Raw genomic sequence first — 18,885 nt, 5'->3', positions numbered from 1 at the left:
AACGGCACACGGTGTCCCCAAAGACCGTTGTTGAGTATGATCGTTCGTTTACATGACAAGGCGGGAGCACATTCATGGGCAGTAGCCATGCAACCACCCGGAAACCGAGACTGGCGGTCCTGAAAACCGGGTCTACCTACCCTTCTATCAAGGCGGAATTCGGGGACTTTGATCACTGGTTTGTCCGGAATCTCGGAAACAAACTGGACATTTCCGTGATTAACGTCGCTGCCGGGGAATCCCCCGGGCACCCGGAGCAATGGGACGGGATTATCGTGACCGGGTCACCGGCAATGGTCAGCGATCGGGCAGAATGGAGCGAGCGGACCGCGGTCTGGCTGGCCCGTGCAGTTGACCTCCGGATACCATTACTCGGGGTCTGCTATGGCCACCAGTTGCTGGCCCATGCACTCGGCGGCGAGGTGGGGTATCACCCGCAAGGCCGGGAAAGCGGCACATACAGCGTCGAACTGCTGGATACCGCCCGCACGGATTCACTGCTGGGGCACCTGCCAACGCGTTTCAACGCGCAGCTGACCCACCGGCAATCGGTGCTCCGCCTGCCGGAGAACGCCGTCCTGCTGGCAAAAAGCGAATTCGAACCCCACCAGGCTTTCCGTGTCGGTGACCGGGCCTGGGGCGTTCAGTTCCATCCGGAGTTTACGGCGGACATCATGAAAGCGTACCTGGCCGTGCAGGCACCGGACCTGGAGCAAGAGAACCAGGATGCCGGCGCGCTGATGTCAGCCGTAGCCGATGCGCCGGACGCCACCGGGCTGCTTTTGCGATTCGCGGAACTGGTGCTGAGGGGCTGAGCCGTCAGTCCAGGATGTAGGCGGTTTTTTCGAGGGCGTTTTCGTCCTCGTCAACAAAACGGAACTCATTCCAGCCGATACGGACGACGTCGTGACTGTTCAGGCGCTGGCGCGCCTCAATCCGGATTTCATTGACGAATGTGCCGTTAGTGCTGTCGCTGTCGGTGATGTAGTAGTCCACGGTGCCTTCAAGGTAGACATTGGGGATGGACTCAATCATCGCATGATGACCACTGACGGAAATTTCGTCGATGCGAATGTCATTGTCGGCCTTGCGGCCGATGCGAATCTCCGGCTGGTTCACTTCAAACGTGTTAACCACCACGTTATCAACCAGCTGTGAAAGTGATGCCATACTATAGGCTCCTCGGCTAGATCAGGGTCAATACAACAACGGACACGTTATCAGTGGCCTGGTTATCCAGGCTGGCTGCGACCAGCGCTTCCACCGCACTTTCCGTGCGCTCATGCCGCTCCAGGATGCCCGGCCATTGCTGGTCCGGCAGGGCATTGGTCAGGCCATCGGAACACAGCAGCAGCCTGTCTCCGCAACCTACTTCAAGACACTGGCAACTCGCCTCCACCGACGTCGAAGCGCCCAGCGCCCGGGTCAGTACATTACGGAAGGGCACATACGGTGCATCCGCTTCGGTAATACTGCCGTCGTCCAGCATGTTCTGGACCACGGTATCATCGCGGGTGAGGCAGTCGGCATGACCGTTGCGCAGCAGGTAGCACCGGGAGTCGCCCACGTGGGCAATGTGGGCTTTGCCGTCAATGACCCACGCCATCACCAGGGTTGTCCCCATCTTGTCCAGACTGTCATTGCCTGCCCGGCCGGCAATGATACTGTCGTTGGCGCGAGTCACGCTGTCCCGGAGCATCATGGCGATGGTGTCATCCCCCACTTTCGCGTAACTGGAGGCCGGCTCCGCCAGCCTGGGTGCCATCGAACCCAGCACGGTGTCCACCGCCAGCCGGCTGGCAATTTCCCCGCCATAATGTCCGCCCATACCATCAGCGACCAGCAGCAATGCCTGGCGCCCATCGTGACTCAGGCGCCAGGCCACCACGTCCTGATTGGAGCGGCGGGCAGTGCCGATGTCACTAAGACCGGAAATATCGTAGAGCATCAGGATGCTTCCTCTCTTGCTTCCCGTACCGCGAGCCGTCGCACCGCTTCCGCCATGTCAGCGGCATTGGCAAATCGCTTGTCGGGGTCCCGCTGAATGGCCTTGTTGATCAGGCGCACCACGCCGTTGGACAACTCCGGATTATACTCCCGCACACTCCGTGGTCGCCTGTTCAGAATCTGGTAAGTCAGGTTGGCCAGGGTATCCCCCTGATACGGCGTCTCACCGCTGACCAATCGGTACAGGGTGACTCCCAGACTGTAGATATCAGACGCGCCCGACACCTTCTGCCCCTTCAACTGCTCGGGTGACATGTACAATGGACTGCCCATCACACTGCCGGTTCGGGTACGGGAATCATCGGCGATTTTCGCGATACCGAAATCGGTAATCTTCACCTCGCCACTGTCTGGATTGTAAATAATGTTCCCCGGTTTGATATCCCGATGCACGATCTTCCGGGCATGGGCATACTCCAGTGCATCCGCCACCCGGGCCACGATGTCCAGCACGGTGGCCAGCGGCAGCAACCGCCCTGCCCGGCCAAAGTCACTCAATGGACGGCCCTGGGCGTAATCCATGGCAATGTAGGCAAGATCGGTTTCCTCGCCTACGTCATAGACTGTCACAATGGCGGGGTGATTCAATCGCCCGGCGGCTTCGGCCTCGCGGAAAAACCGGGCTTTCAGATCCGCCAGCTCCTTGTCCTCGAACACCTGATAACTGAGGGTTTTGATGGCAACGGTTCGGGCAATGCGGGGATCCTTTCCGAGATAGACCACACCCATGGCACCCCGGCCTATCTCCCGCTCGATCTCATAGCGGCCAAGGGTCGGCCGACTGACCGCACTCTCGGGCATAACCAGAGTCCGGGTGCTGTCAAAGTGGCCGGCAGTGAACCCACTTCCATCCCCTTGAAGGTTCTCCAGTGCCGCCAGGCGGTCACGCACGTCCCGGAAGGTTTTCCGGTGCTGCAGTATGTCGCGGTAAGACACCACTGCTTTGTCGTAATGACGTTTGCGCTCCTGTTGCAGTGCGATCTCGTACTGCAACTCCAGTCGCTCCACCGAGACAGGACATTCATCAAGCGCTGCCAGCGCCTCGTCCGTGTTTCCCTGCTGCAGCAGGACCTTCCCAAGCCGGATTCGGGCGGCCCGCACGTTCTCGGTCAATGTCCGCACCTCCCGATGAGGCTGTAGCCAGAACAGCATGATGAGGTACCCGCCAAGCACAAGCGTCACCACCTCACCCAGCGGCAACCAGGTACTGCGGTAGAACATGAAAGCCGCCTGCACGACCACCAGCGCGCCGGCGATCAGCAGCGTCACCGGGAGCGCAACCGCTGCCCCCATCGCGGGCACGGCCAACACCAGATACAGCGCAGCCGCCATCAAGCCCGCCCGCAACGTTATTGCCGACCAGTGGGGCTCCGACAGGCCCCGGTTTTCCAGGGCGGACACGAAGGCTTCCGGGCGCAGGTCCTGCATCAGGGCGGGGGCTGATGCGGACGAGCTGCCCAACAGGCCAAAGAGTACCCGGTCCACCCAGGCGATTATCGGCAGATGATCCCCCGCCACAGCGAAAATCAGCGCCAGCAGTACTACCAGTACTCGGAGGCTGAAACAGCGGGAACCTAGATATGCAATTGCGTTCACAGGCGTTATTGTCGTAACTGATTGATCTGACAAGTGTAGAAACACCTGGCGCCAGACGATAGAGGCACAGGGGCAGTTTTTTGTAAGTGTTTGTTGACCTGGGACTACCATCACGTATGACAGAGAACGGTCACGCAGGGGAGAGAAAGACGAATGGACACTGAGTGCAGTATAGTTTTCGGGATTTTGACCCAGGAGCCAGGAAGCTTGTCCATGACAGTGAAGTTAGTAATCGCCGCGTTGTTGCTGCTTGTGGCCGGAACCGGCCTGTACCACACTCTGAAGCCCCTTCCCGCCGGCATCGGCTTTCTCGGATCGGAGGCGCCGCTAAGGAATGCGAAACTGCTGACTGATGTCACGGCACACAATGCCGACGGCAGTACCCGGCTCGAACACAGCATTTTCGATGAGGTCCTGCGACAGATCGCCAATGCCGAGCGCTTCATCCTCGTGGACATGTTCCTTTTCAACGACAGCAAACCGGACGGCGCTACCGGATACCGGCCACTCGCCCGCCAGCTCACCGAAGCCCTGATTCAGCGCAAGCAGGCGGTACCAGACATTCGAATTGTGGTGATATCCGATCCCATCAATACCTTTTACGGTGGTACCCGCTCGCCCTGGTTCGACGCCCTGAGCGAAGCTGGCATCATCGTGGTGGAAACCAACCTTGCCAGACTCCGGGACAGCAATCCCGCCTGGTCCGCGATCTGGCGGGTGTGTTGCCAGTGGCTGGGCAATTCACCGGACGGCGGCTGGCTGCCCAACGCTTTGAAAGGCCGCCCGGTCACCCTGCGGAGCTACCTGGCGCTGCCCAATTTCAAGGCCAACCACCGCAAACTGATTGTCACCGATGACGACGACCGCCTACGTGGTCTGGTCACCTCCGCCAACCCTCATGACGGCAGCAGCCGCCACAGCAATATCGGTCTGAGTTTCACCGGGCCGGCGGTGGCGGATTTGCTGGAAAGCGAACAGGCGGTCCTGGCCATGTCAGGCGTTGAGGCCCCCTCCATCGATCACGCCATTGCCGAAATCCGCCAGGCACAGGGAGGTCCTGCCGAACAAACGCCGGAAGACACCATTCAGGTGGTTACAGAATCCGCCATACTGGCCAGCGCGCTCGACATAATCGAATCGGCCGACGCCGGCGACCGTATCGACCTGGCGGTGTTCTATCTCTCCCACCGCCGGATCATTCGGGCACTGATCGACGCTCACCAGCGCGAGGCAGACATCCGGGTGCTGCTGGACGCCAACAACGATGCCTTTGGTCATGAAAAGAACGGCATCCCCAATCGCCCGGTGGCTGCCGAACTGGTCCGCGCCGGCATACCGGTGCGCTGGTGCCATACCCGGGGCGAACAATGCCACAGTAAGCTGCTGATCAGGCGTGGCGGTGAAGGCGCGGCGGATATCCTGCTCGGGTCGGCGAACTTTACCCGGCGCAATCTGGATGATCTGAACCTGGAAACCAGTGTTCGCCTGCAAACGTCGCGGTCCTCCGCCGTGGCCAACGCTGCGGTCAGTTTTTTCGAAAGGCACTGGCAGCACGGCCCCGAATCGGCACCCGTGCTCAGCGACCCCTATGAAACCTGGGCGGATGAGTCCAGATTCAAATACTGGCGCTATCGCCTGATGGAGGCCACCGGGATGTCCACGTTCTGAGACAGGATTCGGAAGGCGCGTCCGGAGCTTGCTGACAAAATGGTAACCCGCCCTGCAATCCTCAGCAGGCCTGAGCGCAGGCCGGATGCGCGAAGTGACGGGCTGTTCAGCAAGTTGCCATCAAACAACGAACTGCTCTATCGTAATTATCAGGCGATCACCAAAAAGAACAGGAGTTAGGGATGCAGACAATTCGCAAGAATTTGAGACATGTGTCGTTCTTTCTGGCCATCCTGATGGCCATGACAACGGTATGGTCATCCGCTGCAACCGCCGACGTGATTGGCACCGGCGAGCTGCTGACCGAGCAGCGTGCCGACCTGGACCGCGAATCTCTCCTGAATATGCTTGAGCAGCAGGAGGTCAAGGACAAACTGGCAGACATGGGCGTCAGCCAGGACGTGGTGGAAGAACGAATCCAGAATCTGACACCGTCCGAACTGGCGGAATTTGAACAGCAACTGGCACAGGCGGAAGTCGGCGAAGGGGTCGTGGGCGTGATCGTCCTGTTCCTGCTGGTCTTTATCATCACCGACATGCTGTGTGCGACGAACATTTTCTCGTTCATTAACTGTATTCGCTAGGATTGCGCCGACAGCCAGTGACCACCCATCTTTGCCGCTACCTGTCCGCAACCGCCCTCAGCCTGGTGCTGATGGCGGTTCTGGCGGGCTGCGCCAGCAGCCCAAAATGGCCGGATCAAACCGCAGAAGGCAGCAAGGCTGGCCTTCACCAGCGACTCGTCCTCGACTCCGTCCCGTTCTATCCCCAAGAGCGCTACCAGTGTGGCCCCGCCTCCCTGGCGATGATGTTGAATACCCGGGGCCTGCAGACCAACCCCGAAGTATTGAAAGAACTGGTCTACCTGCCGGAGCGCGAGGGCAGTCTGCGAGTAGAGCTCGTCGCGGGAGCCAGAAGTCACGGCATGCTGGTCTACGAACTGGACGGCACGCTGGAAAGCCTGCTCACCGAAGTAGCCGCCGGCAATCCGGTGCTGGTCATGCAGAATCTGGGATTCGACTGGTGGCCGCAATGGCACTTTGCGGTGGTGATCGGCTTTGATCAGCAGGAACGCCAGATCATCCTTCATACCGATACCCGGGCCCGCCACGAGCAAAGCCTGAAGGTGTTTGCCACCACCTGGAGCCGGGCCGACCGATGGTCAGCAGTGGTGATGAAACCGGATCAGCTGCCTGCCACGGCAGAACCCCTGGACTACCTGATGGCCGCCAATGACCTGGAAACCACCGGGCGTACATTCGCGGCCATGTCGGCCTACAAGACCGCGGAAGATGCCTGGCCGGATCAGCCCGCCGCGTTGATGGGACAGGGCAATATCGCCTACGCACAAGCCGACTGGCCAAACGCCATCCGGCACTATCAGCGAATGACCCGGCGGTTTCCCGAGGTGGCGCCGGGCTGGAACAACCTGTCCGAAGCGCTGAAAAAAACCGGTTGCCCGGGTCAGGCCAGAACAGCCGCGATGTGTGCGGCGGAACTGGCGCCAGAGCGCTTTGACGCGCCATCCGGTCCAGTCAGTGATACCAACAGCGCCGAAAGCCCCCGTTGCCCGGTTATTCGCTGCCCCATCCCGCTGGACCGTTAGTCAGTCACTTTTTACGGAACAGAACCACGTCCTTGACCGGCACCTCCATCGTCCACCCCAGCTTTTCCGCCAGCCAGGCCATGGTCTCTTCACGATAGAACACCACATGGGTGGGATCGCGACGGTAGTGCCAGTTGGCGAATTGGCTATCCTCGGTCTGGAAACAGGTCATGACGCCCAGCCAGCCACCGGGTTTCACCAGTCGGTCAAGCTGACGGAACACCGCGCCCGGCTGGTGCAGGTGCTCCACCACTTCCGTACAGGTGACAAAATCGTAGCACTGGTCCAGGGTCGCCGGTTGCGGATAGAAGAAGGGGTCGTAAAGGCTGACCGTCATACCCGCCTCTTCCATCATCCTGGCGAGGGCCGGTCCCGGCCCGCAGCCAAAGTCCAGGCCATGGGCCCCTGCGGGCAAACGCTCCAGCAGCGGCGTCGTCAGTTTCGAGAGGAACCGGCGGTAGCCGGGGTCGTCGGGATCATTATCGTGAAGATCATAGACCGTCCGCTCCTGCTCCGGCGTCAACCAGTGGCAGGCGTCCATTACCGTGGCCTCACATACCGGACAGCGGTGGTACAGGGTATCCCGCACCTGCTGAAACTGCCGCAGCTCCCCGTTTTCGCATACGGGGCACGTCCGGGACCAGTTATCCGGTTCTGGTATCTTTGAGCTCAAGGAATCTCCCGGCAATGTTAAGAATCTTTCATTGTCATATCCGGCCATGACACGGAAATCGTGAACAACCCGAAAACTCACCGACGCAGTCCATGGGACACTGGCCTTTATTTTTCAGGGACAGATCCATGGAAACTTCCAGTCGCGTGGCACTTGAAGTACCCATTATTTCCGTACGCTATGCACGCCGCTTTATTCACTTCATGGAAAGCAAGGGGGTCAAGCGCCAGGCCATCCTGCAGGACACCGATATTACCAGCGAACTGCTGGATAATCCGGATGCCAGCCTGTCCATGCAACAGGTTATGGACCTGCTGGGCACGGCCGAGTGGCTGATGGGAGATGAGCGCGCGCCCTTCCAGTTTGGCCAACAGCTTGATCTGCCCGCCCACGGACTGCTGGGCTTCGCCGTGCTGGGACAGGAAAATCCCCGGCGCCTGATCAGCATGATTGTACAGTACCTGCGTGTGGGTCTGCCGCTGATGGATATGGAACTGAGCTCCACCGGCGCCACCTTCCGGATCCGCCTGATCGACACCTGGGGGCTCGGTGACCTCCGCCCCTGTCTCACCAAGATCTACATGGGCAGCATTCTGCGTATTTCATCGCAGGTTTGCAGCCACTTCCGCGTGGCCTTCGACTTCCCCTCCAGACTCGGCCCCGAGCCCTGGCAACGGCTTGCCAACGATTGTGAATTCCGGTTTGAAGCCGGCGACAGCGAAATCATCATGCCGCTCTCGGGTACGCCGATTCGCACCGATGACGCCGGCCTCGAATTTATTCTTGCCCGTAGCCGCGCTCATCCAATGCGGAACGAAGAGCAGCAGGATGAAACCGTGATGCAGGTGCGCGAGATGATCATGAGTCAGCCCGGGCGCCCCTGTACCACCGAGAACATCGCCCGCCGGCTTGGCATCAGCACACGCTCGTTGCGCCAGCACCTGGCGGCAGCAGGCACGTCCTTTCGCGAACTGCGCAATAACATCCGCGAAAACTTCGCCACGCTGTACCTCAGGGACACCAGTGTCTCTCTGGAATCCATTGCTGAAAAGCTCGGATTCAGTGACCAGGCCAGCTTCACCAGGGCCTACCGTTCCTGGACGGGGCAAACGCCGGGTGACGTCCGTCGCCAAAGCCGGGACAGCAGGTAGCCCCCGCTCCTGAGGACACATCTGGTTTGATGGGCGTCACGAATTCAACATTTTTTACACTCATCTTCCGCTTTGAACAAAAACCTCGCCGGCCCTGGCAATGACCCCGCGGCACCCTCCCCTGCCAAATAGTACCCGCCCTGTCAGCTTCCGCTGCCGGGGCGGGGAATTCATTGCAAGACCGATACAGCAGTCCTCATCGGTGATGTCTGCAACCCACAACAACAACGACGACTTTAGCCTTACAGAGGACGAACTCATGAAACTCAGGAATCATAATTCAATGGTCCGCAAGCTCGGACCGGCCGTTGCGGCGGCTGCACTGATGACAGGTGGTGGTCAGGCGCTGGCCGAACCCGTATCCCTCGAACTGGAATTCACCTGCCCGTTTCCGTTGATTGGCGACCAGCCGATCCGGGCGGAGATCAGCGCGGACATCCCAAGCCAGCAAACCGTTGGCGACCCGACCCCGGAATTCACCATTCAGGCCCTGACCGTAGTCAATGAGGATTCCCGGACCGGCCTCAAGCTGGTCGGCTCCGAAACCATCGAAGGCACGGCGATCAACCAGACCACCGTTGTCACCCCCAACCGGGAAATGGACCTCACGGTGCCGTTGACCATCCCGCCTTCCCCCATTCCCAATGAACCTGGCGAATTCACCATTCCGGCCGAAGGGGTATCACCCGCCATCACGTTCAACAGTGATGATGTCGGTGAGGCGCTGATTACCGTCGGCACCCTGCAGCTGGACATGATTGCCCGCACCGCCAACGGCGAGATTGCGCCGGCGCCCATTGGCGAATTCACCTCCGACTGTACCCAGAATCCCGGGCAGGACAATGTCCTCCAGACGGTCCAGGTGGTGGAAGACGAGGTCGAGACTCCCCGCATCAGCGTTAATCGCGAGGAAATCGCCTTTGGTAACGTCCAGGCCGGTCTGACTGCCGAAGAAACGGTTACGATTGCCAACACCGGCAATGCCGAGTTGGGCATCAACAACATCAGCATCAGCGGTGCCGATAGCAGCGTGTTCATGCAAACCAGCAGCTGCACCACGATTGCGCCATCATCAAGCTGCGATGTCACCGTGACCTATATCCCCAGCGGTGAGGGCGAACAGAGCGCGACTCTGACCATCGAGTCCAGCGATGCGGATAACCCCGCCGTGGACGTCAGCCTGAGCGGCAAGAGTGTGCTGGCGCCGGTGCCGGAGATCTCCGTGACCCCGGAAAGCCTCGATCTTGGCAGTGTCCTGATCGGTGAAACCGCTGCAGCGCAAGTGGTCATTGGCAATGCCGGCAATGAAACCCTGCTGATCAACGGCATCGAAATCGAAGGGGCCGACAGCGGTGAGTTCCAGCAAACCAACAACTGCACCACCGTCGCTCCCGACCAGAGCTGTTCCGTGGAAGTCAGCTTTACCGCGTCCTCCGAGGGCACCCGCAACGCGGTCCTGAGAATCACCTCGGACGACCCGGAGAACCCCGATATCAGCGTGGATCTGAGCGGTTATGGCGATAGCGGCGCCAGCGATATTCTGGAGTTGCTGCTGGACCTTGAAGGTTCCACCTACATCAAGTCATCCGACAGCACCCTGCCCCTGAACGGCAGCATCGCCACTGAACTGGAACTGTCCAGCGGTACCTTTGAGGCAGACCTTGACCTGGAACCCACCAGCGGCCAGTTCGAAATCAAATTGCTGTTCAGCAAGCTGAAAGCCGACGCGGACGTGGAATTCGAGCAGGCTGAAACAACTACCGGCACTCTGATCGACGGCACGCTGACCGCCAACTCCAGGCTGTATGTGAAGGTACCGAAAGTGGAGATGAAGCTCTTCGGCCTGCCCATCCGCGTGGGTGGCGGAAATGACTGCCGCACCATTGAACCGGTCAACATCAACCTTGAATCCAACGAGGGCACAACTTTCTCACCAGCCACAGGCGGCGATGTCACTGGCGTCTATGACCTGCCGCCACTGGAGAACTGCGGGCTGCTGACCGACGTCCTCAACCAGTTCCTGACCGGTTCCGGGAATACCATTGACCTGTCACTGACCCCGGCCCCCTAAGGAAGAGACGGAGAAACGGTTTTCTCCGGGCCTGCCAGTCGACTCCGGCTGGCAGGCCATAACAACAACAGTAACAAGGAACAACACAATGAAAAGCCTGAAGAAAGCAACACTGGCACTGGCTGTGGCTGCGTTGCCACTGGCCGGCTACGCTGACCTCAAGCCCCTGGGAGACACTCACATGGGCAACATCACCGGCCAGGCCGGTGTGACCATTGAGCTGGAAACCAAGGTCACCATGGATGAGTTTATCTATACCGACGAAGGCTCACTGTCGGTCAAGGATATTTTCATCGGCGGTGCTGACCGCACCGACATGTTCGAGGAATTCGACGACCCGGCGATCCGCCCACTCCTGTTTGGCGAAAGCAGTGACCTGATCGACAACATCAAGATCGAAATCGACATCCTTGATGACGGCGATGCCCAGATCAACGTCTTCCCGTTGGTGGCAGCCCCCATCGATTTCTCCGTTCGCACCGGAGGCTGGACCCTTCAGGGCCATACCGACAGCACACTGATTGCAGACAACCTGTCGATTGACGGCATCCTCACCGAACTGAAGATCAATGTGGACACCGAAACCGACGTGTTGAACCTGCAGACCCTGTTCGCCATTGATGACATGGATATGGATATCCCCTTCCTTGCCATGGGGATCCGTGACTTGCGCCTGACCGGCGCCAATTACGATCCGGACAATCCCATCATCACGCAACTTGGCGCCAAGGTGGACATGGACGTCTACAACGGTAGCAACGCAGCGGGCAACTCCTCCCTGGCGGTGGATATCAATACCTTCGAGGCCGACATGCAGATTGGTCAGGTCCTGGTAGGCGGCACATCCATCGGCTCCGTGGCCCTGGATAACCTGTCTGTCCAGAACACGGCCATGCGCATCTACGGCCACTAGGCAACACCGGGCCCCGCGAACCTTTTCGGGGGCCCGAATTAGCGCCCGTCATGCATGCCGGCACACGCCCTGAGTTGCTGATCGAACTCATCTTCATCCAACGCCCGAGAAGCAATCATCTCGATCCGTGACATCTCCCTGGACTCCGCCTCAACCACAGAGAGAGCGCCGTCCGCCATATTCACCGCACGCCAACCGTCGGAGCAGTGAACCACAGCCTTGAAGCGCGACAGCCGGTCATCCAGGGCCAACGCCATAAGGCCACTCTCATCCAGCACCAGATCCGGGTGAATCCGCCAACCGACACTGAAATAGCCCTGCCCCTCATTGCTCACCCGTTGCCAGGGCTCGTCGCTGACAGGCACCGCAGGATCAGGCTTCGGCTGGTGGTTGTGGTGATGGTGGGCCTGTGGCGATGTGACTTCCGGTAGGTCGGTGCAGCCGTCCAGCCATTCCGGCGCCAGACGCCCGAAACTGGTGTGAAAGACCGCCCGCTTGGCCGGTTCCAGCTTCGCTGCCCACTGATCGAAAGCAGACAACTGCTCCGGGGAACAGGCATCGACCTTGTTGGCCACCAGGATATCGGCTGCCGCCACCTGATCGCGGAACTGTACGTTCTCCACCACCCGGGGCTCCTCCAGGCGGCGTGGATCCACCAGACTGATCACCGGGCCAAGGGCAAGTACGTCCTGGTAGTGTTCGCTGGTCAGGGTATCGATAATCTGCGAAGGATGTCCCAGACCGGTCGGCTCGATCAGCAGGCGGTCCGGTTTGGCTTTGTGGATCAGTTGGTTCAGACCAATCTGCATGGGTAGCCCGGCGACACAGCACATGCAGCCTCCGGGCACTTCGCGGATGAACGCCCCTTCGGTTTCCAGCAGGGCGCCGTCAATTCCGACTTCACCAAACTCATTGACCAGAACCGCCCAGACCTCACCTTCCGGCCGGTTTTTCAGCAAATCGAGTATGGCGGTGGTTTTACCAACCCCCAGAAAGCCGAGGATCAGATTGGTGGGGATCGGTGTCTTCATGAAGCGACTCGCAGAGGCTGGCGCGGGAAATTATTGTTACACTATAACATCAACGCCGGAGAAGCGGAATGCGCGACATTAACCTGAGAGCCGATCCAGACGCAGCCGTTCCCGATCATCAAACAGGCGGCGACTGCCCCATGCCACAGTCATCAGGGCGCCAAATCCGGTGCCAACGGTAATGGTCAGCATCACCAGGATCTGATATTTCACCGCCACCGCCGGTGGGCTGCCGGCCAGGATTTGCCCTGTCATCATCCCGGGCAAACTGACAATCCCCGCTGCCGCCATCGCGTTAATCGAAGGCATCATGCCGCTGCGCATGGCATCCCGGCGGATATCCCCCACCGCCTGCTGCCAGGGCTGCCCCAGCATCAAGCGGTTCTCAATGACTGCGCGCTGCCGCCACACGGCTTCGGTTAAACGATCCAGGCTCAGGGCCACGCCGGTCATGGTGTTGCCGAGCATCATGCCCAGCAGCGGAATTGCATATTGCGGGGCATACCAGGGGTCGGGACCAATCACCACCGTGAGAGTCAGCACGGTTACCGCAAATGAGGACAGAAACATGGCGCCGGTGCCAATGCCGAACGCCCACCCGCCGGTCAGGCGGCGTTGCTGCCTGGCCATGACTTCCCGACCGGCCACCAGCAACATGACCAGGGCCATCAGCGCAATCCAGTGCAAGCCGGAGGAAGCAAACAATGCCTCCAGCACCAGCCCTATCAACGCCAGTTGAACACCGGTGCGGAGGCTGGCAATCAACAGGCTTCTGGTTACTCCCAGGCGGCTCAGATGGGTAAAGACCGCCAGCAGCACAATCATTCCGGCGGCCAGCGCCAGCTTCCACCACGCCAGGTCGATGACATCCATCAGCATGCCTCCACGACGTGGCCGCGAATCGCGAAGTGATGATGGGCAACCCGACGGATCTGCTCTCTATCGTGGGCGACCCAAAGCACCGGCAGTTGACGATGTGCGATCTCCCGCAGCAACCAGCTTTCCGCCAATGCCACCGAGTCTGCATCCAGGTTCGCGGTGGGTTCGTCCAGCAACAACGCGGACGGGTTCATGGCCATCGCCCGCAACAACGCCAGGCGCTGTTTCTCGCCGGAAGACAGGCGGCTCACCGACCACTCCAGGGCGCCGTCATCAAGCCCCAGATCCGCCAGCGGGAGAGCGTTGTGATCGCCTGCGCCGATATCAACTGGAAAATGATCAATCACCCTCTCGGCCCACCACTGGCTCTCCGCAGGAACCATCAATACCTGCCGCCGCCATTGATGAGCCGGGACATCACCCTGCCCGGTATCACCCAGCCAGACAGAGCCACCGTGGGCGTCCAGATCTGCCACCGCTCTCAGCAGGCGGCTCTTACCACTCCCGGAACGGCCGGACAGGCACACTACTTCTCCGGCTGGCACGGTTATGGACACAGTGTTCAGAGAACCAATGGAGAGATCTTCGAGCCGAAGGTCGGGCATGAGCAGGACATCCTCTACACATCAGAAAACCAGGCATCAGAGATCCACTTTTCCCCTGAGCGCCTTGGTTTTTCCTTTCCGGGTTTTGCTGTCAACACGGCGACGCTGGGAAGACTTCGTAGGCCGCGTGGGACGCCGGGCTTTCTGCTGCTTCACGGCTTCCTGAATCAGCTCCTTCAGGCGCTCCAGAGCGTCTTCCTTGTTGAGTTCCAGGGTGCGGAACGACTGCGCTTTGATCACCACAATACCGTCTTTGCTGATGCGCTGATCGGATAAAGCCATCAGTCGTTGCTTGTAGAACGGCGGCAAGGTGGAGTGAAGGATGTCAAAACGGAGGTGTACGGCCGACGCCACTTTATTCACATTCTGGCCGCCGGCGCCCTGGGCACGAATCTGCGTGATCTCGATTTCCCAGTCAGCCAGTTCAACGGCGTTGGAGATTTTCAGCATAGCTCAGCTCAATGTTTGATGGCTCTGGTATCCCGTCTGGCCATCCAAATGAGCCTTACGTTAAAGAATCCTGCGAGATAACACAATTGCGCCCGGCGGCTTTGCCGGCATAGAGGGCTTTGTCAGCCCTCTTCATCAGAGAATCGTATGACTTGTCTGTCGATGTAAACGAAGCCACTCCCACCGTAATGGTGGCATGCAGGACAACGCCATCCAGCTTGAAGTCCATGCTTTGTATACTCTGGCGAATTCGCTCGGCAAACGCCACCGCGTCCTGCAGCAGTGTATTCGGCAGGATGATCGCAAACTCTTCCCCCCCAATACGGCAAGCCGTATCCGATGGCCGCAGCTCCTCCAGAATCGTCCTCCCGGCATCAACCAGCACAACGTCTCCGGCAGCATGGCCATATTGGTCATTGATAACCTTGAAGTTATCGAAATCAAACATGACTACGGATGCCGGTATGCACGAACGAACAAACGCGGAGAACTGGGCCTTGAGCTGGGCCCTGAAGTGCTTCCTGTTATAGAAACCGGTCATTTCGTCGGTGAGGGATTCCAGGGTCAGCCGGTCTTCCAGCTCCCGCTGGTAGGTGACATCCCGGACCAAAGCCATGGCCACCCGGGCCCCATCCAACATGATCGCGTTGATCATGATATCGACCGGCACCTCCGTGCCATCGGCACGCAGACCGGAAAACCGTCTGCCCGCCCCCATGGGACGGGCATGGGGCGCCCGGAAATAACCCTTTACATTCATTTTGTGTACATTCCGGTGGTGCTCCGGAATGAGCATCTTCAGGTCAGAGCCATCCAGAGCATCCACGGGGTAACCGAACATTTCCCCGGCGCGGGAGTTAACCAGTACGATCTTATGGTCTGCGTTGGCAATGATAACGGCATCAGGCAAGGATTCAATAAACGGCAACAAACCCTGAGAAGTCGTAACGAGCATGTTGACGTTGTCCTGGACGGGCATGGTTGGCAAGACACCCCTGCGGGAATGTTGACGGAACATACACAATATTACCCACCTGAACGTGAAATTTCTCACACTCCTGGAAGATTTGACCATTTATGACATATCAACCCACAGTGCCCGTCACTGACGCATTCCTGAGACCCTGTTATCATGCGTTGGGCAAATCGGTACCGATCGCAAGCTCACCCATCACAGGACAACCATGACCGCCGGAAATACCACCCGCCTTAACAAATACATCAGTGAAAGCGGCCTGTGCTCGCGCCGGGAGGCTGACCGTTACATCGAGCAGGGTAACGTCTACATCAATGGCAAGCGCGCGACCGTAGGCGACCAGGTACTACCGGGCGATACGGTCAAGGTGAACGGCCAGCTTATCGAGCCACGCTCGGAAGCGGATCTCGTCTTTATCGCTCTGAACAAACCGGTAGGCATTGTCAGCACCACCGACAGCGCCGAAAGACACAACATTCAGCGTTTTGTTGGTCATAGTGAGCGAATTTTCCCGATAGGACGCCTGGACAAGGATTCCCAGGGCCTGATATTCATGACCAGCAACGGGGACCTGGTCAACAAGATCCTGCGGGCCGGCAACAATCACGAAAAGGAATACCTGGTCACCGTCGACAAACCGGTTACCAGGGCGTTGATCGAGGGCATGGCCGGCGGCGTCCCGATCCTTGGCACCATGACCAAAAAGTGCAAAGTCAGCCAGGAATCCCGCTTTGTTTTCCGTATAGTCCTGGTCCAGGGACTGAACCGCCAGATCCGCCGGATGTGCGAGCACTTCGGCTACGAAGTTACCAAACTTGAACGTATCCGCATCATGAACATCAGTCTGAAAGGGCTGGCCGTGGGGCAATGGCGGGACCTGACCCAGAAAGAACTGGCGGGCCTGTTTGATGCCATCCGTGACTCATCCTCTGAAGCGCCGGCAGAGGCTCCAAAGGCGGCAAGGAAGAAACCGTCCGGCAAACCGAAATCGTCAAAACCGGGGACCTCGTCCAGGGGGATCAGCAATAAAGAAAGGCCATCCCCCAGAAAAAACACGAAGTCGGGCAAGCGTCCAAAGCCTGGCAAGCCCCGGCAACGAAGCGTGAAGCGCTAAGCTTCTCGCATTAGCCATTGGGCGGGCTACTTTTTCACCCACTGCCCCTCAATCAACACGAACTGGCCGGAGGGCGTTTTGTCGATCGCTTTCTTTCCGGCCACGGTTTCCACCTGGGTAACCGGAATATCGTGTTTTTCGGCGATGCGGGTGTATTCATCCCTGCGGGCGCTATTGATGGCTTCCACCACCTCGCGGGCTTCCCCGTCGGCACGAACCACATCCAGGTAGCCTGTCGGCGTCTCACCCACCAGACCCTGTTGCTTGACGGATTCCAGCTTCTGCTTGGCCTCATCCAGCCCCATGGCGAGCGCGGGCAGACTCATGCCGATCGCAAGAATGAACGCACCCAGCTGTATCAATCGTTTCATTATCAACCCCTTGGAATATCCGGCTTCGCTCAGAACAACCCTTGCTCACTGAACAGTTCATCCACTTCCTTGTCCACTTTGACGTAGATTTCGTGCTGGATCTTGACGTTCAGGTTCACGGTAATCGGTTCTTTTGGTGCGGCCATCTGCACCGTCGGCGTACAAGCGTATAACGCCAGTGGCAGCATCAGTATCATCAATGCTCTCACCGCAAGCGATCGGTGCGACCGCGCTACATTCGTCATGGCACTGCCTCCTGCCCGGATTGTTGCAGTCGTTCCCGAACGCGTTCGGTCACGGCTTCGTTCACCCTGCCACTCAGCTGAAGGCTGGTTAACAGGGCGGGAATGTCTTCTTCAAGACTGATATTGAGCACCACCGGTTGCCCGCCCCTGACCTCCGGATTTTCTCCTTCCAGACTCAGATCAAGCACAAGCTTGCCCTTTTCATCGTAGTCTATCGTGCTCTCCAGCACCGAATAGTGAAAGTTTTGCAAAGCTTCCACCACCAGGGTCATAGCCTCACTGCTGCCAAGCATAGCCTGAAGCCGTTCAGCCGGGAGTTCCAGTACACCACCCGGGGCGATGGCAGAGATCTTGCCCTGCTCAACCTTGATGCCGGCGTCACTGATCAGAACCGGAATACGACCACTGAGCTCTCCGGTTCCTTCCAGGCCTTCGGTCGGATACACCTGCAGCAAGCGCGCCAGGGAGACGTCATAGACATCAACTGGTACCTGCCAGGGCTTGGTGGAGAGATCAATGGCGCCTGGCGCCACTCTCAGGCGGCCATCCAGAAACCCGGCGGTTGCCTGTTGCAGATTCAGAACGCCGGCAAGGGCGTCCGATTGCGGCGCCTCGTAGTCCGCCAGAAAACGAACGGGGCCGATGCCAATGCCGGAGTTGATCTGACCGATAGTCACGTCGCGAAAGCGGGCGAACAGTGAGCCCCGTTCCAGACTGACCAGCAGCCGTCCGTTCAGATCGGATATCGCGGTACGATCCATGAGCCCAGCAACGCCATCGAAATCCAATTGGCCATGGAGCGCCAATGGGGTGTCGGGTGCCATGCGAAGTTCTACTTCCGCCCGCACCTGCCCCGCATCCAGTTCCAGAACCTCGGGCCAATCAGCAAGAGTACCGGCCATGGCCTTGCCGCCCTGCTCCCCCTCAATCTGTGCGGCAATACCGGCGAACATAAATTCGCCGGGTACGTTTCTGACCGTCACATCAGCGACCAGACCTGCATCTGACCGTACCTGACCTTCAACGCTCAGATCCGTTAGCGGGCCATTCACGGTACCCTCAAACCGCCAGCCCTGGCGTTTCAGACGCGGATGATTCAGTGCTCCAACCTCGACAAGCACATGACCGGCCACGGTGCTTCGATCGGGCAATGGCTCCGTGCCTTTGAGATTCACCGTCAGGGTGACGTCCCTCAGGTCCACACGGACATCCTCCAACTGCAAGGACGAGTCAGCGGATTCCTGAACAACGCCCGCCGCCCGCAACCGGGACCCGGGCCTGAAATGGACGGTAGCAGCGCGGTTGTCTGCCTCGACGGCGGTGACCACATCAGCGCGAATTCCGGTCACAGCCCAGCCGCCGGAATGAATGTCCGGCAGCGTCAGTCCGATCTGCCCCTGCTGCAGCATCAGCGACCAGCCTGCGGCGAACGCAGGCTGCGCTGTCAGGGCAAATACCACCAGGACTGCAGGGTAGATCCATCGCTTCCATGGCGTAAGGCCATCAAATGGCAAAACAACGCTCCTGTC

Annotated in this window: 20 protein-coding genes; 8 read left to right on the top strand and 12 right to left on the bottom strand. The window is 59.1% G+C overall.

Features of this window, described 5'->3' with window-relative positions; all coding sequences use genetic code 11:
* Positions 1-74: 74 nt before the first annotated feature.
* Positions 75-815, top strand: a complete 741-nt coding sequence (locus ACJO5Y_RS15975) for a glutamine amidotransferase (RefSeq protein ID WP_406988592.1) — start codon at positions 75-77, stop codon at positions 813-815.
* A 4-nt stretch (positions 816-819) separates the two neighbouring features.
* Here the strand turns inward: ACJO5Y_RS15975 and ACJO5Y_RS15970 are convergent, their stop codons facing one another.
* Genes ACJO5Y_RS15970 through ACJO5Y_RS15960 form a run of 3 tightly spaced genes read right to left on the bottom strand, consistent with a single transcriptional unit; the run spans position 820 to position 3,603 of the window.
* Positions 820-1,170 carry an FHA domain-containing protein gene (locus ACJO5Y_RS15970; protein ID WP_406988590.1) on the bottom strand — a complete coding sequence of 117 codons (351 nt, stop codon included), beginning with the start codon at positions 1,168-1,170 and terminating at the stop codon, positions 820-822.
* 16 nt (positions 1,171-1,186) lie between these two features.
* Positions 1,187-1,948, bottom strand: a complete 762-nt coding sequence (locus ACJO5Y_RS15965; protein WP_406988588.1) for a PP2C family protein-serine/threonine phosphatase — start codon at positions 1,946-1,948, stop codon at positions 1,187-1,189.
* The gene (locus ACJO5Y_RS15960; RefSeq protein WP_406988587.1) at positions 1,948-3,603 is read right to left on the bottom strand and encodes a serine/threonine-protein kinase; all 1,656 of its coding nucleotides are present in this window, start codon (positions 3,601-3,603) and stop codon (positions 1,948-1,950) included. The genes ACJO5Y_RS15965 and ACJO5Y_RS15960 overlap by 1 nt, the downstream gene beginning before the upstream one ends.
* Before the next feature lie 213 nt (positions 3,604-3,816).
* On the opposite strand from ACJO5Y_RS15960, the gene ACJO5Y_RS15955 reads away from it, so the two are divergent.
* The 3 genes from ACJO5Y_RS15955 to ACJO5Y_RS15945 all read left to right on the top strand — a co-directional run bounded on the left by ACJO5Y_RS15955 (position 3,817) and on the right by ACJO5Y_RS15945 (position 6,877).
* Positions 3,817-5,271: a phospholipase D family protein gene (locus tag ACJO5Y_RS15955; RefSeq protein WP_406988586.1), complete on the top strand. Its 1,455-nt coding sequence runs from the start codon at positions 3,817-3,819 to the stop codon at positions 5,269-5,271.
* Between the two features lie 182 nt (positions 5,272-5,453).
* Positions 5,454-5,855 carry a PA2779 family protein gene (locus ACJO5Y_RS15950; protein WP_406988584.1) on the top strand — a complete coding sequence of 134 codons (402 nt, stop codon included), beginning with the start codon at positions 5,454-5,456 and terminating at the stop codon, positions 5,853-5,855.
* A 17-nt stretch (positions 5,856-5,872) separates the two neighbouring features.
* Entirely contained in the window at positions 5,873-6,877 is a 1,005-nt protein-coding gene (locus tag ACJO5Y_RS15945) for a PA2778 family cysteine peptidase (RefSeq protein WP_406988583.1), read from the top strand.
* A gap of 4 nt (positions 6,878-6,881) precedes the next feature.
* On the opposite strand, the gene ACJO5Y_RS15940 is transcribed toward ACJO5Y_RS15945, so the two are convergent.
* The gene (locus ACJO5Y_RS15940) at positions 6,882-7,550 is read right to left on the bottom strand and encodes a class I SAM-dependent methyltransferase (RefSeq protein WP_406988581.1); all 669 of its coding nucleotides are present in this window, start codon (positions 7,548-7,550) and stop codon (positions 6,882-6,884) included.
* 128 nt (positions 7,551-7,678) lie between these two features.
* Between ACJO5Y_RS15940 and ACJO5Y_RS15935 the strand changes: the two genes are divergently transcribed.
* The 3 genes from ACJO5Y_RS15935 to ACJO5Y_RS15925 all read left to right on the top strand — a co-directional run bounded on the left by ACJO5Y_RS15935 (position 7,679) and on the right by ACJO5Y_RS15925 (position 11,685).
* Positions 7,679-8,701: a helix-turn-helix domain-containing protein gene (locus tag ACJO5Y_RS15935; RefSeq protein ID WP_406988580.1), complete on the top strand. Its 1,023-nt coding sequence runs from the start codon at positions 7,679-7,681 to the stop codon at positions 8,699-8,701.
* Positions 8,702-8,984: 283 nt separating this feature from the next.
* Complete coding sequence (locus ACJO5Y_RS15930) at positions 8,985-10,772, top strand: choice-of-anchor D domain-containing protein (RefSeq protein WP_406988578.1); 1,788 nt, start codon at positions 8,985-8,987, stop codon at positions 10,770-10,772.
* An 88-nt stretch (positions 10,773-10,860) separates the two neighbouring features.
* Positions 10,861-11,685 carry a DUF6160 family protein gene (locus tag ACJO5Y_RS15925; protein WP_406988576.1) on the top strand — a complete coding sequence of 275 codons (825 nt, stop codon included), beginning with the start codon at positions 10,861-10,863 and terminating at the stop codon, positions 11,683-11,685.
* Between the two features lie 38 nt (positions 11,686-11,723).
* Here ACJO5Y_RS15925 and ACJO5Y_RS15920 read toward each other — a convergent pair whose 3' ends face one another.
* The 5 genes from ACJO5Y_RS15920 to ACJO5Y_RS15900 all read right to left on the bottom strand — a co-directional run bounded on the left by ACJO5Y_RS15920 (position 11,724) and on the right by ACJO5Y_RS15900 (position 15,605).
* A complete protein-coding gene (locus ACJO5Y_RS15920; protein WP_406988575.1) occupies positions 11,724-12,716 on the bottom strand; it encodes a CobW family GTP-binding protein in 993 nt (330 codons plus the stop codon).
* A 78-nt stretch (positions 12,717-12,794) separates the two neighbouring features.
* Positions 12,795-13,589 carry an ABC transporter permease gene (locus ACJO5Y_RS15915; protein WP_406988573.1) on the bottom strand — a complete coding sequence of 265 codons (795 nt, stop codon included), beginning with the start codon at positions 13,587-13,589 and terminating at the stop codon, positions 12,795-12,797.
* Positions 13,589-14,200 carry an ABC transporter ATP-binding protein gene (locus ACJO5Y_RS15910; protein ID WP_406988572.1) on the bottom strand — a complete coding sequence of 204 codons (612 nt, stop codon included), beginning with the start codon at positions 14,198-14,200 and terminating at the stop codon, positions 13,589-13,591. The genes ACJO5Y_RS15915 and ACJO5Y_RS15910 overlap by 1 nt, the downstream gene beginning before the upstream one ends.
* A 36-nt stretch (positions 14,201-14,236) precedes the next feature.
* Positions 14,237-14,650, bottom strand: coding sequence for an alternative ribosome rescue aminoacyl-tRNA hydrolase ArfB (gene arfB / locus ACJO5Y_RS15905; RefSeq protein ID WP_406988570.1), 414 nt, complete (start codon positions 14,648-14,650; stop codon positions 14,237-14,239).
* A 55-nt stretch (positions 14,651-14,705) separates the two neighbouring features.
* Positions 14,706-15,605, bottom strand: a complete 900-nt coding sequence (locus tag ACJO5Y_RS15900) for a sensor domain-containing diguanylate cyclase (RefSeq protein ID WP_406988569.1) — start codon at positions 15,603-15,605, stop codon at positions 14,706-14,708.
* A 229-nt stretch (positions 15,606-15,834) separates the two neighbouring features.
* Here ACJO5Y_RS15900 and rluF point away from each other — a divergent pair, with 229 nt between their 5' ends.
* Positions 15,835-16,740 (top strand): 23S rRNA pseudouridine(2604) synthase RluF, encoded by a 906-nt coding sequence (rluF, locus tag ACJO5Y_RS15895; protein WP_406988568.1) that lies wholly within the window; start codon positions 15,835-15,837, stop codon positions 16,738-16,740.
* Positions 16,741-16,766: 26 nt separating this feature from the next.
* Here rluF and ACJO5Y_RS15890 read toward each other — a convergent pair whose 3' ends face one another.
* From ACJO5Y_RS15890 to ACJO5Y_RS15880, 3 genes are read right to left on the bottom strand one after another with little or no spacing between them, the layout of a single operon-like run.
* The gene (locus ACJO5Y_RS15890) at positions 16,767-17,111 is read right to left on the bottom strand and encodes a YdbL family probable chaperone protein (protein WP_406988566.1); all 345 of its coding nucleotides are present in this window, start codon (positions 17,109-17,111) and stop codon (positions 16,767-16,769) included.
* A gap of 29 nt (positions 17,112-17,140) precedes the next feature.
* Positions 17,141-17,356 (bottom strand): YnbE family lipoprotein, encoded by a 216-nt coding sequence (locus tag ACJO5Y_RS15885; RefSeq protein ID WP_406988565.1) that lies wholly within the window; start codon positions 17,354-17,356, stop codon positions 17,141-17,143.
* On the bottom strand, positions 17,353-18,870 hold the full coding sequence (locus ACJO5Y_RS15880) for an intermembrane phospholipid transport protein YdbH family protein (RefSeq protein ID WP_406988563.1): 1,518 nt from the start codon (positions 18,868-18,870) through the stop codon (positions 17,353-17,355). Before ACJO5Y_RS15880 ends, ACJO5Y_RS15885 begins: the two co-directional genes overlap by 4 nt.
* Positions 18,871-18,885: the final 15 nt, after the last annotated feature.

This window comes from Marinobacter alkalisoli (genome assembly GCF_045449855.1).
Lineage (GTDB): Bacteria > Pseudomonadota > Gammaproteobacteria > Pseudomonadales > Oleiphilaceae > Marinobacter.
The sequence above is the reverse complement of the archived record's forward strand: the minus strand, read 5'-3'. Positions and strand labels throughout refer to the sequence as shown.

Bases quoted from the DNA above. Each gene is read 5' to 3' on its own strand.
- ACJO5Y_RS15975 (WP_406988592.1), top strand. From the start codon at position 75: ATGGGCAGTAGCCATGCAACCACCCGGAAACCGAGACTGGCGGTCCTG.
- ACJO5Y_RS15970 (WP_406988590.1), bottom strand. From the start codon at position 1,170: ATGGCATCACTTTCACAGCTGGTTGATAACGTGGTGGTTAACACGTTT.
- ACJO5Y_RS15965 (WP_406988588.1), bottom strand. From the start codon at position 1,948: ATGCTCTACGATATTTCCGGTCTTAGTGACATCGGCACTGCCCGCCGC.
- ACJO5Y_RS15955 (WP_406988586.1), top strand. From the start codon at position 3,817: ATGACAGTGAAGTTAGTAATCGCCGCGTTGTTGCTGCTTGTGGCCGGA.
- ACJO5Y_RS15950 (WP_406988584.1), top strand. From the start codon at position 5,454: ATGCAGACAATTCGCAAGAATTTGAGACATGTGTCGTTCTTTCTGGCC.
- ACJO5Y_RS15935 (WP_406988580.1), top strand. From the start codon at position 7,679: ATGGAAACTTCCAGTCGCGTGGCACTTGAAGTACCCATTATTTCCGTA.
- ACJO5Y_RS15930 (WP_406988578.1), top strand. From the start codon at position 8,985: ATGGTCCGCAAGCTCGGACCGGCCGTTGCGGCGGCTGCACTGATGACA.
- ACJO5Y_RS15925 (WP_406988576.1), top strand. From the start codon at position 10,861: ATGAAAAGCCTGAAGAAAGCAACACTGGCACTGGCTGTGGCTGCGTTG.
- ACJO5Y_RS15920 (WP_406988575.1), bottom strand. From the start codon at position 12,716: ATGAAGACACCGATCCCCACCAATCTGATCCTCGGCTTTCTGGGGGTT.
- ACJO5Y_RS15915 (WP_406988573.1), bottom strand. From the start codon at position 13,589: ATGGATGTCATCGACCTGGCGTGGTGGAAGCTGGCGCTGGCCGCCGGA.
- ACJO5Y_RS15910 (WP_406988572.1), bottom strand. From the start codon at position 14,200: ATGCCCGACCTTCGGCTCGAAGATCTCTCCATTGGTTCTCTGAACACT.
- arfB (WP_406988570.1), bottom strand. From the start codon at position 14,650: ATGCTGAAAATCTCCAACGCCGTTGAACTGGCTGACTGGGAAATCGAG.
- ACJO5Y_RS15900 (WP_406988569.1), bottom strand. From the start codon at position 15,605: ATGCTCGTTACGACTTCTCAGGGTTTGTTGCCGTTTATTGAATCCTTG.
- rluF (WP_406988568.1), top strand. From the start codon at position 15,835: ATGACCGCCGGAAATACCACCCGCCTTAACAAATACATCAGTGAAAGC.
- ACJO5Y_RS15890 (WP_406988566.1), bottom strand. From the start codon at position 17,111: ATGAAACGATTGATACAGCTGGGTGCGTTCATTCTTGCGATCGGCATG.
- ACJO5Y_RS15885 (WP_406988565.1), bottom strand. From the start codon at position 17,356: ATGACGAATGTAGCGCGGTCGCACCGATCGCTTGCGGTGAGAGCATTG.